13 protein-coding genes and 1 other RNA gene are annotated in these 14,008 nt (G+C 60.8%); 11 read left to right on the top strand and 3 right to left on the bottom strand.

Translation table 11 applies throughout. The features are described from left to right. Positions 1-213: 213 nt before the first annotated feature. The 3 genes from GA0061101_RS07990 (at position 214) to ssrS (ending at position 1,146) form a co-directional block, all read left to right on the top strand. Positions 214-489: a DUF4164 domain-containing protein gene (locus GA0061101_RS07990; RefSeq protein ID WP_015341018.1), complete on the top strand. Its 276-nt coding sequence runs from the start codon at positions 214-216 to the stop codon at positions 487-489. A 51-nt stretch (positions 490-540) separates the two neighbouring features. Beyond that, positions 541-918: a cell division protein ZapA gene (locus GA0061101_RS07985; RefSeq protein WP_037196472.1), complete on the top strand. Its 378-nt coding sequence runs from the start codon at positions 541-543 to the stop codon at positions 916-918. Between the two features lie 69 nt (positions 919-987). Continuing rightward, positions 988-1,146: non-coding RNA, 6S RNA (ssrS, locus tag GA0061101_RS07980), on the top strand. A 71-nt stretch (positions 1,147-1,217) separates the two neighbouring features. Here ssrS and GA0061101_RS07975 read toward each other — a convergent pair. Then, positions 1,218-3,017 carry a chloride channel protein gene (locus tag GA0061101_RS07975; RefSeq protein WP_092573431.1) on the bottom strand — a complete coding sequence of 600 codons (1,800 nt, stop codon included), beginning with the start codon at positions 3,015-3,017 and terminating at the stop codon, positions 1,218-1,220. A 126-nt stretch (positions 3,018-3,143) separates the two neighbouring features. On the opposite strand from GA0061101_RS07975, the gene GA0061101_RS07970 reads away from it, so the two are divergent. Continuing rightward, positions 3,144-3,581 (top strand): MarR family winged helix-turn-helix transcriptional regulator, encoded by a 438-nt coding sequence (locus GA0061101_RS07970; RefSeq protein WP_092573543.1) that lies wholly within the window; start codon positions 3,144-3,146, stop codon positions 3,579-3,581. Positions 3,582-3,623: 42 nt separating this feature from the next. Here GA0061101_RS07970 and GA0061101_RS07965 read toward each other — a convergent pair whose 3' ends face one another. After that, positions 3,624-4,340 carry an SDR family oxidoreductase gene (locus tag GA0061101_RS07965; protein ID WP_092573430.1) on the bottom strand — a complete coding sequence of 239 codons (717 nt, stop codon included), beginning with the start codon at positions 4,338-4,340 and terminating at the stop codon, positions 3,624-3,626. A 43-nt stretch (positions 4,341-4,383) separates the two neighbouring features. Then, a complete protein-coding gene (locus GA0061101_RS07960; protein WP_092573542.1) occupies positions 4,384-5,202 on the bottom strand; it encodes an SDR family NAD(P)-dependent oxidoreductase in 819 nt (272 codons plus the stop codon). Between the two features lie 102 nt (positions 5,203-5,304). On the opposite strand from GA0061101_RS07960, the gene GA0061101_RS07955 reads away from it, so the two are divergent. The 7 genes from GA0061101_RS07955 (at position 5,305) to GA0061101_RS07925 (ending at position 14,007) form a co-directional block, all read left to right on the top strand. Next, entirely contained in the window at positions 5,305-6,168 is an 864-nt protein-coding gene (locus tag GA0061101_RS07955; RefSeq protein ID WP_092573429.1) for a helix-turn-helix transcriptional regulator, read from the top strand. 431 nt (positions 6,169-6,599) lie between these two features. After that, positions 6,600-9,209 (top strand): bifunctional lysylphosphatidylglycerol flippase/synthetase MprF, encoded by a 2,610-nt coding sequence (mprF, locus tag GA0061101_RS07950; protein WP_037196479.1) that lies wholly within the window; start codon positions 6,600-6,602, stop codon positions 9,207-9,209. Next, complete coding sequence (locus tag GA0061101_RS07945) at positions 9,206-10,603, top strand: virulence factor (RefSeq protein WP_037196481.1); 1,398 nt, start codon at positions 9,206-9,208, stop codon at positions 10,601-10,603. The genes mprF and GA0061101_RS07945 overlap by 4 nt, the downstream gene beginning before the upstream one ends. A gap of 241 nt (positions 10,604-10,844) precedes the next feature. Continuing rightward, on the top strand, positions 10,845-11,522 hold the full coding sequence (locus GA0061101_RS07940; RefSeq protein WP_047555367.1) for an HAD family hydrolase: 678 nt from the start codon (positions 10,845-10,847) through the stop codon (positions 11,520-11,522). A gap of 103 nt (positions 11,523-11,625) precedes the next feature. After that, positions 11,626-12,213: a 5-formyltetrahydrofolate cyclo-ligase gene (locus tag GA0061101_RS07935; RefSeq protein ID WP_092573541.1), complete on the top strand. Its 588-nt coding sequence runs from the start codon at positions 11,626-11,628 to the stop codon at positions 12,211-12,213. A gap of 3 nt (positions 12,214-12,216) precedes the next feature. Then, entirely contained in the window at positions 12,217-13,041 is an 825-nt protein-coding gene (locus GA0061101_RS07930) for a TIGR00282 family metallophosphoesterase (RefSeq protein WP_047555368.1), read from the top strand. Between the two features lie 126 nt (positions 13,042-13,167). After that, entirely contained in the window at positions 13,168-14,007 is an 840-nt protein-coding gene (locus GA0061101_RS07925; RefSeq protein WP_092573428.1) for an MBL fold metallo-hydrolase, read from the top strand. Position 14,008 lies beyond the last annotated feature (1 nt).

Below are 14,008 nucleotides of genomic sequence, written 5' to 3'. Positions count from 1 at the left end.
CACTTTTTTGACATTTGCCCGTTCACTTTTACAAAAGACGACAATCGTGCGACAAAGCCTGTATCGTCGGCAAACGGGTCAGTCATCCACAGATTAGGCCCCCTGCCGCAGGGCTGCCTTTATTGACGTGCAGTCGCCAAGTTGAATATTGTTGCGAAATCAGACAAGTGGCCGGATGTTTTGATTCGGGCCTTGCGCGGAGTATCGAAAGGCATGACACCTTCAGGCAAAACGGTGGATGCGGCGCTCGCCCAGTTGCGCCAGGCGCTTTCGACTTTGGAAAGCGCTGTCGACGGACGTTTCGAACGGGAGCGGGCGCAAAGCGACATAGAAGGCGAGGTCCGACGGGTCCATGCCGATCGCTCGCGTCTCGCCCAGGAGCTGGACCAGGCCGAGTTCCGCGCGAACCGGCTCGAGGAGGTCAATCGCGAAGTGTCGCGCCGACTTGTTACGGCGATGGAAACCATAAGAGCCGTGCTGGACCGCTGATCCTTCACGGGGCGCAGCCGTCGCCACCAGCGGCAATGATCGGAAAGTCGAATGGCACAGGTAACGGTAACGATCGACGGCAAAGCCTACCGGATGGCCTGCGAAGAGGGGCAAGAAGAGCATCTGACGGATCTCGCCAATCGTTTCGACCGCTATGTTCTGCATTTGAAGAGCCAGTTCGGCGAGATTGGCGATCTGCGCCTGACCGTCATGGCCGGCATCATGATCATGGATGAGGTGTCGGAGCTGACGCGCCGCGTCTCGACATTGGAAGCCGAACTTGAGAACCTGCGCAACAACCGCGACACTGTGCTTGCCGCCAGTACCCGCGCCGATGAAACGCTGGCCACTGTCATCGACGAGGTGACGACGCGGATTCAGGGTATCACCGAAAAACTGCTGGTCCGGTCGAGCGCCGAGCCGAATTGAGTATCATATTTCTCGAACCGCCTGCTCGCACCCACTGGTGCGATGCAGGAATCCGCCTTATATAGGACGTGCGGTCTGCGCTTCCCGACAGGAACCACAATCCCTGGGGCCATACTCGATCCAAAGGGAGCTGTCCCTGGCTAGGCCCCTGGGCTTAGACACACGGCGCCCACCTACGTTTGTAGGCACCCAGGATCGTAAACATCCATCGGTCGTCGTGGATCGCTCTTAATTTTCTGCAGTCAGCGAAAGAAGGCGCCGCGAGGTTCTGGTGCCCCGCCGACGCCATTCCTCCTCCCTCAGCTTCGTGAACGCAGATAGGCTCCGCGTTCGAGCTCTGCGCGATTTCCCGCGCTGCGCAGCCGCAACAGATCCTTCCGAGTGATGAGACCTACAAGCCTCCCGGTTTGCGCTTCCACGACGGGAACGCGCCCGGTATCGGCCTGTATCATCACGTCGGCAACGCGACCGACCGTGTCTTCGGCATGCACCACCGGAATGGAGCTGTCCGAGATCATGTCATAAAGTGATTGTTCACCCAGTTCCGGTTGGTTCTGCCAACGAAGGGCATCGGCGCGCGAGATCATGCCGACCAAGCGCCCGTCGCTCTCGACGACGGGATAGAAACGATGCGCATCCGGTCGCTCGGTCATCTGAGCCAAAGCTTCGGACAGGCGGATGGTCGCGGGCATGGTATCCACCTTGGACATCATGATGTCGGCGGCACGCGTCAGCTCGAACGGGTCGATGCCGTATTCGCGGGTGATGTGCTGGCCGCGCCGGGCGATCTTCTCTGTCAGAATGGAACGGCGCAACAGCAGAACGGTGACGGCATAGGCCGAGACCGTGGCCGCAAGCAGAGGCACCAGCGCGTTCATGTCTCCTGTTAGTTCGACGGCGAAGAAGGTGCCTGTCAGCGGCGCACGCATGGTGCCGCCCATCATCGCCGCCATGCCCAGCAACGCCCAGAAGCCGGGATCGCCCGGCAGGACGAGACCCACCAGCCAGCCGAGCGCGCCGCCGAGAATGAGGAGCGGCGCCAATACGCCGCCCGACGTGCCCGAGGAAAGAGCAACCAGCCAGATGCCAGCCTTGACCAGGAGGATCGCCAGGACGGCGCCCGCGGAGATGCGGCTGTGCAGCAGATCGGCGATGATGTCATAGCCGACGCCGAGTGCGCGAGGCTCGATCAATCCGCCAAGGCCGACCACCAAGCCTCCGAGGGCAGGCCACCACATCCAATGGATCGGCAGTTTCTCGAATGCATCCTCTATCCGATAAAGCAGGGTCGTCAGCAGGCCGGACTGCAAGCCGGAGATGATGCCGAGGCCTACGGCGAACAGAATGCTCCACCATGAAAGCGCCATCTCGAAATGCGCCGGAAACAATGCACCACTGCCGATCAGCATCGGACGCCAGATGATCGAGACACAGGCGGCGACGACGACGGGAATGAAGCTGCGCGGTTTCCACTCGAACAATAGCAGCTCGACGGCGAGCATCACGGCGGCGATGGGTGTTCCGAAGATGGCCGTCATGCCTGAAGCGGCGCCGGCGACAAGCAACGTCTTGCGTTCGGCGGCGCTGAGATGGAACAGCTGGGCGAAGAGCGAGCCGATGGCGCCGCCGGTCATGATGATCGGACCTTCCGCGCCGAAGGGGCCGCCGGAGCCGATGGAGATGGCGGATGACAGCGGCTTGAGCACCGCCACTTTCGGCGACATGCGGCTGCCGCCGATCAGGATGGCCTCGATGGCTTCCGGAATTCCATGGCCGCGGATCTTCTCCGAGCCATAGCGCGCCATCAGTCCGATGACGAGGCCACCGAGGATGGGTGCCGCCACCATCCAGGGCGAGCGCGCCACCGTGGTGAAGGATAATGGCTCCGTGCTGATCTGGAACAGCCAGACGGCATTGCTGACAAGTGCGATGAGATTGATCAGCGCCCAGGCGGCAAGGGCGCCGCCAGTGCCGACCACCACCGCCATGGCCACCAGCAGCAGGACGCGCTTATCGGTGGTGAAATCGCCATTGTCCTTGCGGGAGGCTCCTCCGGAGAAATCGTGACTGTGATTTTGCAAAGTGCCGGTGTCCTGCATTGGCTGCCTTCTGTGCTAAGCGTGCACGGCCATCATTCAGCCGCTTCCCTGGGTCGAGATGGCAAATATATCGTAATGCGATATAAATCAACTGAGATCGCCGGCTGCGGCAAAAAGGACGATTTGATGGTGCAGAGTTTGGAAACGACCTTGTCGCAGGCGGATTACGAGGCCTTGGCCACCTTGCGTTATACACTGCGCAAATTCACGGATTTCAGCACGTCCGCGGCGCATGAGGCCGGCCTGCCGCCACAGCAGCACCAGGCATTGCTTGCCATCAAGGGGAGCCGCCCAGGCGAGACGATGACTATCGGCATGCTGGCCGAGCGGCTGCTGATCGCCCCTCATACCGCCACCGAACTGGTCGGCCGCCTGATCGACGCCGGCTATGCCACGAGGAATACCGATCCTGCGGACAAGCGTCGCCAGACGCTGCAATTGACGCAAAAATCCGAGGATGTCCTCCACCGCCTGAGCGCCATCCACCTTGTCGAAATCCGCGACATGGCGCCGAAGCTGATCGAGATCCTGACACGGCTTCAGGCGGATGTCGGTCGGGAATGAGAGGGCCATCGCCGATCGGCATCGACAATGGCGCGATTGGCATCATTGGCCGAGGCGAATTCCGCCGTCGCAGATCAATGTGTGGCCGGTTGTGAAACCGTTGCCGATCAGAAAGGCGATGGCCTGGGCAATGTCCTCGGGGCGACCGATGCGCCCGACCGGGGTGCGCGCGGCAAAGCCGGCAAAAACCGGCACCTTCTGATCTTCGCCGATGAAATCCCACCAGGGCGTGTCGACGACGCCGGGGGAAACGCAATTCACCCGGATCGGTTTCAGCTCGACCGCCAGAATGGGCGCAAGCGCGGCAATGGCGGCGTTGACGGCGCCGAGTCCAGCCGTGCCTGGCAGGGCGGCTTGAGCAGAGACGGCCGAGACGAAGGTGATGCTGCCTTCCTTCGAAAGAAAGGGAAGGCAGGCCTGAGCGCAGGCAAAATGTGCCAATGTCTTTTGCTCGAAGCCCTTCCTGAGGTCGGCGAGATCGACCGTGGCGAAGGGGCCGCCGCCATTGCCGCCGCCGAGCGCCAGAACGAGATGATCGAGAGGGCCGATCGTCTTGAAGGTTTCGGGAAGAGTGTCGAGGTCGGCGGCATCCATGACGATGGTCGCGACCTCGCCCGCAAGGCTTTGCGCCGCCGTCTGCAGTTTGGTCTCGTCGCGACCCGTGATCGTGACGCGATAGCCCTTTTCGAGAAGATCGGCTGCGGTTGCAAGGCCGATACCGGACGAGCCGCCGATAATGACGGCATGTTGGTGTGACATGTCGTGTTTCCTTTTTTGAATGTGGATGATGGAATTGATGAGGTCAGGCGAGGCCGGTAAGATCCCGGCTGAGGGTGCGCAGGCGCGCGCGGGCGCTTGCATCATAGGCTTGGGCATTGGCGCGGGAGGGCCGTCGCCTATCGTAATAGAGACCGGAGGAGCCTTCGGTGTCGGAACCGGCAACGAGATTGAGAATGGCGTCTGCACCTTGATCGACGGTGCTGATCGGCGCTGCGCCGGCCTGCCGCACCATGGTGGTATCCATATAGGTTGCCGGGTGCAGGCAATTGGCGGTAACGCCCGAGCCGGCCAGTTCCTCGGCAAGGTCGAGGGTGAACATGACCTGCGCCAATTTGCTCTGGCAATAGGCACGCGCGCCGCTGTAGTCGCGGGTCAGCATGACGTCACGGAAGTCTATCGGTTGCTGTCCTGCGGAGGATACATTGACGATGCGTGCATGGCCGCTTGCCTTCAACAGCGGCAACAAGCGGCGTGTCAGCAGGAAGCCGGCGAGATAGTTCACCGCAAAGCGCAGTTCATGCCCGTCGCGGCTGAGCTCGCGTTTTGCGTTACCGCCGCCGGTGCCGATGCCGGCATTGTTGATCAGAACGTCGAGCCGAGTGTGGTCGCGTTCGATCGCACCCGCCAGGCTGCGCACATCATCCAGCGACGAAAGGTCGGCCGGGTAGAAGGCCGCCTTGCCGCCCGCATCGCGAATGGTGGACAGCAGATGCTCTGCGCGCGGCTTGTCGCGGCCGTGCACCAGCACCATCGCCCCCGTCAGGGCTAGCCGTTCTGCGACCCGCCTGCCGACGCCATCAGTCGAGCCGGTGATCAGTATCGTCTTGTCGCTCATGTCCATCGCCGGCGCCTCCATTTCGTTTCCGCGACGATATTTGACAGCTTGAGAAGGCGATAAACAGTTCCGGCTTTATCCTAGTATCGATCCTGCTATGATGCATGGATGAACATCCATCAGAACGAGGCGGTTCTCGCCGCCAGACGCCGCGAATTCGGTGCTTTCCTGCGCTCGCGCCGGGAGAAGCTGACGCCGGCCGGCGTCGGGCTGCCGGGCGGGTTCCGCCGGCGGACGCCGGGGCTCAGGCGGGAGGAGGTGGCGCTTCTCGCCGGCGTCGGGGCCACCTGGTACACCTGGCTGGAGCAGGGGCGGGACGTACGCGCATCGGCGGAAGTGCTGTCGGCGCTCGCCGACGCTTTGAGGCTTGATGCTGCCGAGCGGCGGCATCTCTTTGCCTTGAGCGATCGACCGCCGACAGAGACGATATCGCAGGGACCGGAACAAGTTCCCGAATCTTTGCGGCGGATGCTGTCAAGCCTGAGCGGCCAGCCGGCCTATATCCTCGGCCGACGCTGGGACGTGCTGGCCTGGAATTCGGCTGCTGTGGCACTTTTCGGGGATTATGGCCTGTTGCAGGGCGATGCCCGTAATACAATACATCGCGTATTCACCGATCCCACGCATCGGCAGCTTCTGGTCGATTGGGAGAGCGTTGCGGTGACCTCTCTCGCGATGTTCCGTGCCGATAGCGCCCGCTATGCCGGCGATCCTGATTTCGAGCGGCTGGTAACGACCTTGATGCGAGATAGCCCGGAGTTTCGCGCCTGGTGGCCCAGGCAGGAGGTGCAGCGGCCGCTGGCCGGCCACAAGCGCTTGTGCCACCCGCACGGGGGCTTGATGACGTTTGAATATACCGCGCTTGCCGTTATCGATCGAACGGATATGAAGCTGGTCGTCTACACACCCCTTGAGGACGACGGGACCGACGAGAAGCTGAAGGAGCTGCTGCGGCTGAACGAGAAGGCCTGATCCCGCATTTATCTCGGCTGGCTGCATCGCTCGGCAGCGCTGCATATGATCAGCCTGAAACGCTCAAGCAAACTTGCGTTGCGGGCGCGTGTGAGGGTGGGACGATATGTTCGTTCGAAAGGCGCGTGGGGAGAGGTGACCTTGTTATAATTTCCTGATAGGGAGCTGCGCCTAAGGTGGGATGCGACGATCACTTTTGTGTGTGGATAAGCTAAAATTCGGGATGAATGACAAATTCCTTTAAATAATGGCCGATCCAGCGCTGGTGGAATGGGGCCTGCGCCAAAATTGCCTAAATTCAGAATGATGGGAGCTCGCGTGACAACGGGCCTGTCGAAAGAAGTGTAGACGGCAATACGAAGATGCATCGTCGCTGTTGCTGAATATCCGAGCAATCGGGCCGGGCGAAAGTCAAGATAAACAGGTAGAACATGTCGACGCCGATCGATTTGGAAAAAGCCGATGAAGAATTGGAAGAGCGTGGCGGTATCAGCGGCTTTCTGAACCGCTACCGCACGCTGATCGTCGCCGTTCTGACCGTCGCCGTCTTCTGTATTGCCGCCTATGCAATCTTCGATCTGACCAATGAAGTGCGCTACGACGACGTCGTGCATGCCCTGACGACGACGAAGATTTCCTCCATTCTGCTCGCCCTGCTGTTTACGGGGCTGAGCTTCGTCTCCCTGATCTATTACGACCAGAACGCGCTGGAATATATCGGCAAGCGGCTGCCATTTCCGCATGTGGCGCTGACCTCTTTCAGCGCCTACGCGGTCGGCAATACCGCTGGCTTCGGCGCGCTCAGCGCCGGCGCGATCCGCTACCGCGCCTATACGCGGCTCGGCCTGTCGCCTGACGATATCACCCGCGTCATCGCTTTCGTAACGCTTGCCTTCGGCCTCGGCCTTGCCGCCGTCGGCGCCATCGCATTGTTGGTCATCGCCGACGAGATCGGACCGCTGATCAATGTCGACGGCCTGTGGCTTCGTCTGATTGCCGTCGCCATTCTTGCGGCACTTGCCTTCGTCGTCTTTATCGGCCGCAACGGCCGGGAAGTGCGCATTGGGCCGATCGCCGTTCGTCTGCCGGATTCGCGCACCTGGTCGCGGCAATTCCTGGTGACCGCATTCGATATCGCGGCATCGGCCTCTGTGCTCTACGTGTTGTTGCCTGAAACGGCGATCGCCTGGCCGGCCTTTCTGGCCATCTATGCCATCGCTGTCGGTCTCGGCGTGCTGAGTCACGTTCCAGCCGGCTTCGGCGTTTTCGAGACGATCATCATCGCCTGGCTCGGGAGCTCGGTGAATGAGGACGCCGTTCTGAGTTCGCTGGTTCTCTATCGCGTCATCTACAACGTCATTCCGCTCGTCATCGCGATCGCGGCGATCTCGGTGGCGGAATTGCGCCGTTTCGTCGATCATCCGGTTGCCTCCAGCATGCGCCGTGTCGGTGGCAGGCTGATGCCGCAGCTGCTGTCGGCTTTCGGGCTGCTGCTCGGCATGATGCTGGTATTTTCGAGCGTGACACCAACGCCCGACCAGAACCTGATCGTCCTTTCCGACTATGTGCCCCTGCCGCTCGTCGAAAGCGCGCATTTCCTTTCCAGCATTCTGGGCGTGGCCATGATCGTTGCCGCGCGCGGTCTCAGCCAGCGTCTCGACGGTGCCTGGTGGGTGTCGATCTTCTCGGCGGTGTTTGCACTGCTGCTATCGCTCTTGAAGGCCATTGCCATCGTCGAGGCCGGGTTGCTGGCGTTTCTCGTCTTCAGCCTCGTCGTCAGCCGCCGGCTGTTCACCCGCCCGGCATCTCTGCTGAGCCAAGCGCTCACGGCCGGATGGTTGACGGCCATTGCCGTCATCTGCATCGGCGCCGTCGTCATCCTGTTCTTCGTCTACCGCGATGTCGGCTACAGCAATCAGCTCTGGTGGCAATTTGAATTCGCAGACGAGGCCCCGCGCGGCCTTCGCGCCGTGCTCGGCATTTCCATTGTTTCATCGGCGATCGCGATCTTCAGCCTGTTGCGTCCGGCGACGAAGCGGCTGGAACCGGTTACGGACCATGCGGTCGAACGGGCCGTCGAAATCGTCCGGAAACAGGGGGTCGCCGACGCCAATCTGGTGCGCATGGGCGATAAGAGCATCATGTTCTCCGAAAAGGGCGATGCCTTCATCATGTATGGCAAGCAGGGCCGTTCGTGGATCGCGCTGTTCGATCCCGTCGGCCCACGTCAGGCACTCCCCGATCTCATCTGGCGATTTGTCGAGGCTGCCCGTGCCGCCGGTTGCCGCTCGGTCTTCTATCAGATCTCGCCAGCGCTGTTGTCCTATTGCGCGGATGCCGGCCTGCGTGCCTTCAAGCTTGGCGAACTGGCGGTGGTTCAGCTCGCAAATTTCGAGCTGAAGGGCGGCAAATGGGCCAATCTTCGGCAAACAGCGAGCAGAGCAGTGCGTGACGGACTAGAATTTGCCGTTATCGACCCTCAACATGTGCCCGAAATCATGGATCAGCTTGAGCATGTTTCGGATACGTGGCTCGCAGATCACAATGCCAAGGAAAAGGGTTTTTCGCTGGGCGCCTTCGATCCGGACTACGTGAGCTCGCAGCCGGTCGGCGTGTTGAAAAAGGATGGTAAGATCGTCGCTTTTGCGAATATTCTGATGACGGAAACCAAGGAGGAGGGGTCCGTCGATCTGATGCGTTTTTCGCCCGATGCTCCGAAGGGATCGATGGATTTTCTGTTCGTGAAGATCCTCGAATACCTCAAGGAGCAGGGGTTTTATCGATTCAATCTGGGCATGGCGCCGCTTTCGGGCATGTCGAGACGGGAGTCGGCGCCGGTTTGGGACAGGGTCGGAGGGACCGTGTTCGAGCACGGCGAACGTTTCTACAATTTCAAAGGGCTTCGTGCCTTCAAATCCAAATTCCATCCCGAATGGCAGCCCCGCTATCTGGCTGTTTCGGGAGGTGTGAGTCCCATGATCGCGTTGATGGATGCCACATTCCTCATCGGGGGCGGACTAAAGGGGGTCGTGAGGAAATGATCTTGAAATACGCAATATCATTGGTTTTCACATGCATGCTGACGATGGGTCTGCTTGCTTCAGGCTCGGCGCGGGCCGACGAAGACGATACCAAATACGATCTGGGCATGATTTCGCCGCCGCATATCCTGCGCCCGCAAGGCAAGGTGACGAGCGAGGTTGTTCTAATCTCCGACGTTGCAGGCTGGGGCGACAAGGAGAAGGCGGTTGCCGACAAGCTCGTCGCCAGTGGCTCGCTGGTCATCGGCATCGATTACCCGTCCTTCCTGGCTTCGCTGAACAAATATGACGTCAGCCAGAACGATGGCTGCATCTACATGGTCTCGGATCTGGAATCACTGAGCCAGCAGGTGCAGCGTTCCTTTGCCGACAGCACCTATCAGCTGCCGATCATCGCCGGCGTCGGCGCAGGCGGCGCCATGGCACTGACGATAGCCGCGCAGACCCCGGATGCCACGGTTGCCGGAACGGTTGCCGTGGATCCGACATCCGGCATCGGGCTGAAGCAAGAGCTTTGCACGCCGGCCGAGAAGAAGACCGATGGCGACATGGTGTCCTTCGGCCTGCAGGAAGGTGCTTTGCCGAACCCGATTCTCGTGACCTTCACGCCGAATGCTCCGAAGGATGGACGCGATCACGTCGAGGAGATCCAGAAGGATCATCCCGAGGTCCAGACCACGGATTCCGGGATCGACGATACCTATGCGACGCTCGAGGCTTCGCTGGCGGACCTGATGAAGTCGATCGACAGCGCGAAATCGCCGCTCGGCCTGCCCGTTGATGTCATGGAAACCACGCCGACGGAGGACACGCTTGCGATCGTCTATTCCGGCGACGGCGGCTGGCGCGACATCGACAAGGAAGTCGGCAGCTATCTGCAGGATCAGGGCATTCCGGTCGTGGGTGTGGACTCGCTGCACTATTTCTGGTCGGAGCGGGATCCGCAACAGACTGCCAACGATCTCGCGCGCATGATCCAGTTCTATACCAAGCGCTTCAAGGTCAAGCATGTCGTGCTGATCGGCTATTCGTTCGGTGCCGATGTGCTGCCGGCGAGCTACAACCGCCTGCAGCAGCCAGACAAGGACAAGATCGTGCAGATGTCCCTGTTGTCGCTGTCGAAGAAGGTCGATTACGTGATTTCGGTCATGGGCTGGCTCGGTGCTTCGAGCGAGGGCAAGGGTGGCGATCCCATCAATGACCTCAAGTCGATCAATCCGAAGATGGTGCAATGCGTCTACGGCAAGGACGACGACGAGGATGTCGGATGCCCGCTGCTGAAGGGCACCGGCGCCGAAGTCATTGCCATGAATGGTGGTCACCATTTCGATGACGACTACGAGGCGCTGGCGAACCATATCATCAATGGTCTGAAGAGCCGCCTCGGCGAATAATTGATCGAGGCGTGCGGCTGATCTCTTCAGTCGCACGCTTCCGTTTCGCCATCTGCCGATGGTGATGCAAGCGCTTTCTTCCGATGTCGCATCGGTTGAAACGAATGAACGGGCTTTTCCTACGCCCGTTGCTCAGCAATCATTTGCTTCTTGCCGCGGCTGTCGTTAGTCGGATGAAGCACATATTGCGAGTGGCGCGGCTGCGCCGGCCGCTCGTTTTCACGTCCAGAAAGGGCCTGCCTTGTCCGCTGCATCCTCTTCCGCCTTCACCAAAGCCTATTCCGGCTTCCTGTTCGACATGGATGGCACGATCATCAATTCGATCGCAGCCGCCGAACGCGTCTGGGGCAATTGGGCTCGCAGCAAGGGTCTGGACGTTGAAAAGTTCATGCCGACCATGCATGGCAAACGCGGTGTCGATACGATCGGCCAGTTGAACCTGCCCGGCGTCGATCCGGTTGCCGAGTCGGCTGGCATCGTGGAGGCGGAGATTGCCGACGTCGAGGGCGTGGTCGCACTGCCGGGAGCCATCGATTTCCTCGCGTCCCTGCCGCCGGAGCGGTGGGCGATCGTGACCTCTTCCCCGTACCGCCTGGCGATGGCCCGACTTGACGCTGCCGGCATCCCGGTGCCGCGCTTCATCGTGACCGCCGAGGACGTCAAGGTCGGCAAGCCGGACCCGCAGTGCTACATTCTCGGGGCGGAACGTCTTGGCCTGCGCACTTCCGATTGTCTTGTGTTCGAGGATGTGATGGCCGGCATCAAGGCAGGCGAAGCCGCAGGCGCCGATGTGATGGTGATCACCGCCACGCATTCCCATCCGGTGGAAACCGGCCACTCGACGCTGCTGAACTATGAAAATGTCCGCGCGCATACGGATGGCGACGGAAAGATGTCCGTCGTGCGCACGAGTGGTTGATTGCGGTTCGCATCATACCATCGCCAGATGTCGTTTTCGCGCATTGCATTAGGCCGCCGGCTCATTATGTTTTCGTGATATCATGGAAAATCGCGAAGATCCGATGACCCCCAAAGAGCTGAAAGCCCAATATCGCAACGAGCGTCTGGCGGCGCGTGACGCCATTCCAGCCGATGAACGCATCGAGATGGGACTGGCCATGGCTGCCCATGGCGGCGATGCCATCGATGTCGCGCCGGGAGCGATCGTTTCCGGTTTTCTCCCGATCCGGTCCGAGGTGGATATAAGGCCGTTAATGGCGCGGCTCAGGGAGCGCGGTGCGCGGCTTTGCGTGCCCGTGATCCTCAACCGGAGCACCATCGTCTTTCGCGAGCTCGTGCCGGGTGCAGCGCTCATCGCGACCGGGTTCGGCACCTCCGGGCCGGGGCCTGATGCGGCAGTGCTCGATCCGGATATCATGCTGGTGCCGCTTTCGGCGTTCGACAGCACCGGCCATCGTATCGGCTACGGAGCCGGCCATTACGACCGCGCCATCACCCGTCTGCATCAAAAAGGCTTGAATCCGCGCCTCATCGGCATTGCATTCGATTGCCAAGAAGTGCCATCAGTACCGACTGAGCCGCATGATGTCCGTCTTGACGCGATTTTGACCGAGAGCGGACTCAATTTCGTTTCGGAAGCGATTGGATAGCGAATGCGGCTGCTTTTTCTGGGTGACATGGTCGGCAAGACCGGACGAACCGCGGTATGGGACCGCCTTCCGGGGCTAGTGTCCGATCTGAAGCTCGATTTCGTCATCGTCAATGGCGAGAATGCTGCCGGCGGGTTCGGCATCACCGAGGACATCTTCCTCGAAACAATCAATGCCGGCGCCGATGTGGTGACGACGGGCAACCATGTCTGGGATCAGAAGGAGGCTGTGGTGTTCTGTGAGCGCCACGATCAGTTCCTGCGTCCCGCCAACTATCCGGCCGGCACGCCCGGCCGCGGCTCCGGTATCTACTATGCGCGCAATGGCGCCCGCGTGCTCGTTGCCAATATCATGGGCCGCGTCTTCATGCATCCGGAGCTCGACGATCCCTTTAAATCGGCAGAGGTCATCCTCGATGCCTGCCCGCTGAAGGAGCAGGCGGACGCCATCATCTTCGACTTTCACGCGGAAGCGACCAGCGAGAAGCAATGCTTCGGCCATTTCGTCGACGGCCGCGCCAGCTTCGTGGTTGGCACGCATACACATGTGCCGACCGCCGATGCGCAGATCCTGAACGGTGGCACAGCCTACATGTCGGATGCCGGCATGTGCGGCGACTATGATTCCTCGCTTGGCATGGAGAAGGAGGAGCCGCTCAACCGGTTCATTTCGAAAATGCCGAAGGGTCGGTTCGAAGCGGCATCCGGTCCGGCCACCATCTGTGGCGTCGGCGTGGAGATATCGGATGCGACGGGGCTTGCCGAGAAGATCGCGCCGCTTAGGCTCGGGCCGCGTCTGGCCGAGACCATTCCCGAGTTCTGGCGCTGATCGTGCCCTGCAATTAATCGACGAAGCGCAATGACGCGATTGTGAGCAATCGTGTCCGATTGGCGCTGGACCTGTTTTCGGTCATGCAGCATCCTTCCGGCCTTCCTGGGCTTGAAGGGGTGGCAGATGCTGCGGTTTCCTGTCTTCGCCGTGTTCTTTCTGCTGGCTGCGGCGGGCTGGAGCGCCGCGGACGCCCAGGAGAAGCCTTCAGGCCCTCAGCCCAGCCAATGCCAGGCGATTGCGCAGTCCTTGCCCAAGGCGACTTTCGCCAGCTTTTCCAACCAAGGCCCGACACCCGCCAACGATCCCGTCAATGGCGATGTGAAAATCACCTTCCTCGGTCATGCGACCCTGTTCATCGAGACGCCCGGCGGCGTTTCCATCGCCACGGATTATAGCGGCGCTTATCCGCCGCCCTATACGCCTGAGGTCGTCACGATGAACAAGGCGCATCCGAGCCACTACACGCTGACGCCGGACTCGGCGATCAAATATGTGCTGCATGGCTGGAGCGACACGCCTGGCGAACCGGCAAAGATCCACCTGACCGTCGGTGACACGCTGATCCGCAACGTGGTGACCGATATCCGCTCCTGGGGCGGCGGCATCGAGCCCAACGGCAATTCGATCTTCATCTTCGAGGTCGCCGGTCTCTGCATCGGCCATCTGGGGCATCTGCATTTCGAGCTTACCGACCAGCAATATGCCGAGATCGGCCGGCTCGATGTCGTGATGGTGCCGATCGACGGCGGCTTGACCATGGGGGCTGACAGCATGAGCCGGGTGGTGAAAAGGCTGCGTTCGTCGCTGATCCTGCCCATGCATCGCTGGGGTCCACCGGTCGATCAGTTCCTGGCCCTGTTCGGTCCCGACTTCGACGTCGCCTACGCGCCGACCCCGAGCGTCACGGTGTCGGTGAAGACCTTGCCGCGCAAGCCGCTGATCTATGTGCTCAAGGGGCTGTGAC

The sequence above is a fragment of the Martinezella lusitana genome, from assembly GCF_900094565.1.
Classification (GTDB): Bacteria; Pseudomonadota; Alphaproteobacteria; order Rhizobiales; family Rhizobiaceae; genus Rhizobium; species Rhizobium lusitanum.
Note: the sequence above shows the minus strand (reverse complement) of the source record. Positions and strands in the feature narration are given on the sequence as shown.

Excerpts from the sequence above, each read along its gene's own strand:
- GA0061101_RS07960 (WP_092573542.1), bottom strand. The coding sequence starts at position 5,202 with ATGGACATGAGCGACAAGACGATACTGATCACCGGCTCGACTGATGGC.
- GA0061101_RS07935 (WP_092573541.1), top strand. The coding sequence starts at position 11,626 with ATGACCCCCAAAGAGCTGAAAGCCCAATATCGCAACGAGCGTCTGGCG.
- mprF (WP_037196479.1), top strand. The coding sequence starts at position 6,600 with ATGTCGACGCCGATCGATTTGGAAAAAGCCGATGAAGAATTGGAAGAG.
- GA0061101_RS07990 (WP_015341018.1), top strand. The coding sequence starts at position 214 with ATGACACCTTCAGGCAAAACGGTGGATGCGGCGCTCGCCCAGTTGCGC.
- GA0061101_RS07925 (WP_092573428.1), top strand. The coding sequence starts at position 13,168 with ATGCTGCGGTTTCCTGTCTTCGCCGTGTTCTTTCTGCTGGCTGCGGCG.
- GA0061101_RS07970 (WP_092573543.1), top strand. The coding sequence starts at position 3,144 with ATGGTGCAGAGTTTGGAAACGACCTTGTCGCAGGCGGATTACGAGGCC.
- GA0061101_RS07955 (WP_092573429.1), top strand. The coding sequence starts at position 5,305 with ATGAACATCCATCAGAACGAGGCGGTTCTCGCCGCCAGACGCCGCGAA.
- GA0061101_RS07985 (WP_037196472.1), top strand. The coding sequence starts at position 541 with ATGGCACAGGTAACGGTAACGATCGACGGCAAAGCCTACCGGATGGCC.
- GA0061101_RS07930 (WP_047555368.1), top strand. The coding sequence starts at position 12,217 with ATGCGGCTGCTTTTTCTGGGTGACATGGTCGGCAAGACCGGACGAACC.
- GA0061101_RS07965 (WP_092573430.1), bottom strand. The coding sequence starts at position 4,340 with ATGTCACACCAACATGCCGTCATTATCGGCGGCTCGTCCGGTATCGGC.
- GA0061101_RS07945 (WP_037196481.1), top strand. The coding sequence starts at position 9,206 with ATGATCTTGAAATACGCAATATCATTGGTTTTCACATGCATGCTGACG.
- GA0061101_RS07975 (WP_092573431.1), bottom strand. The coding sequence starts at position 3,017 with ATGCAGGACACCGGCACTTTGCAAAATCACAGTCACGATTTCTCCGGA.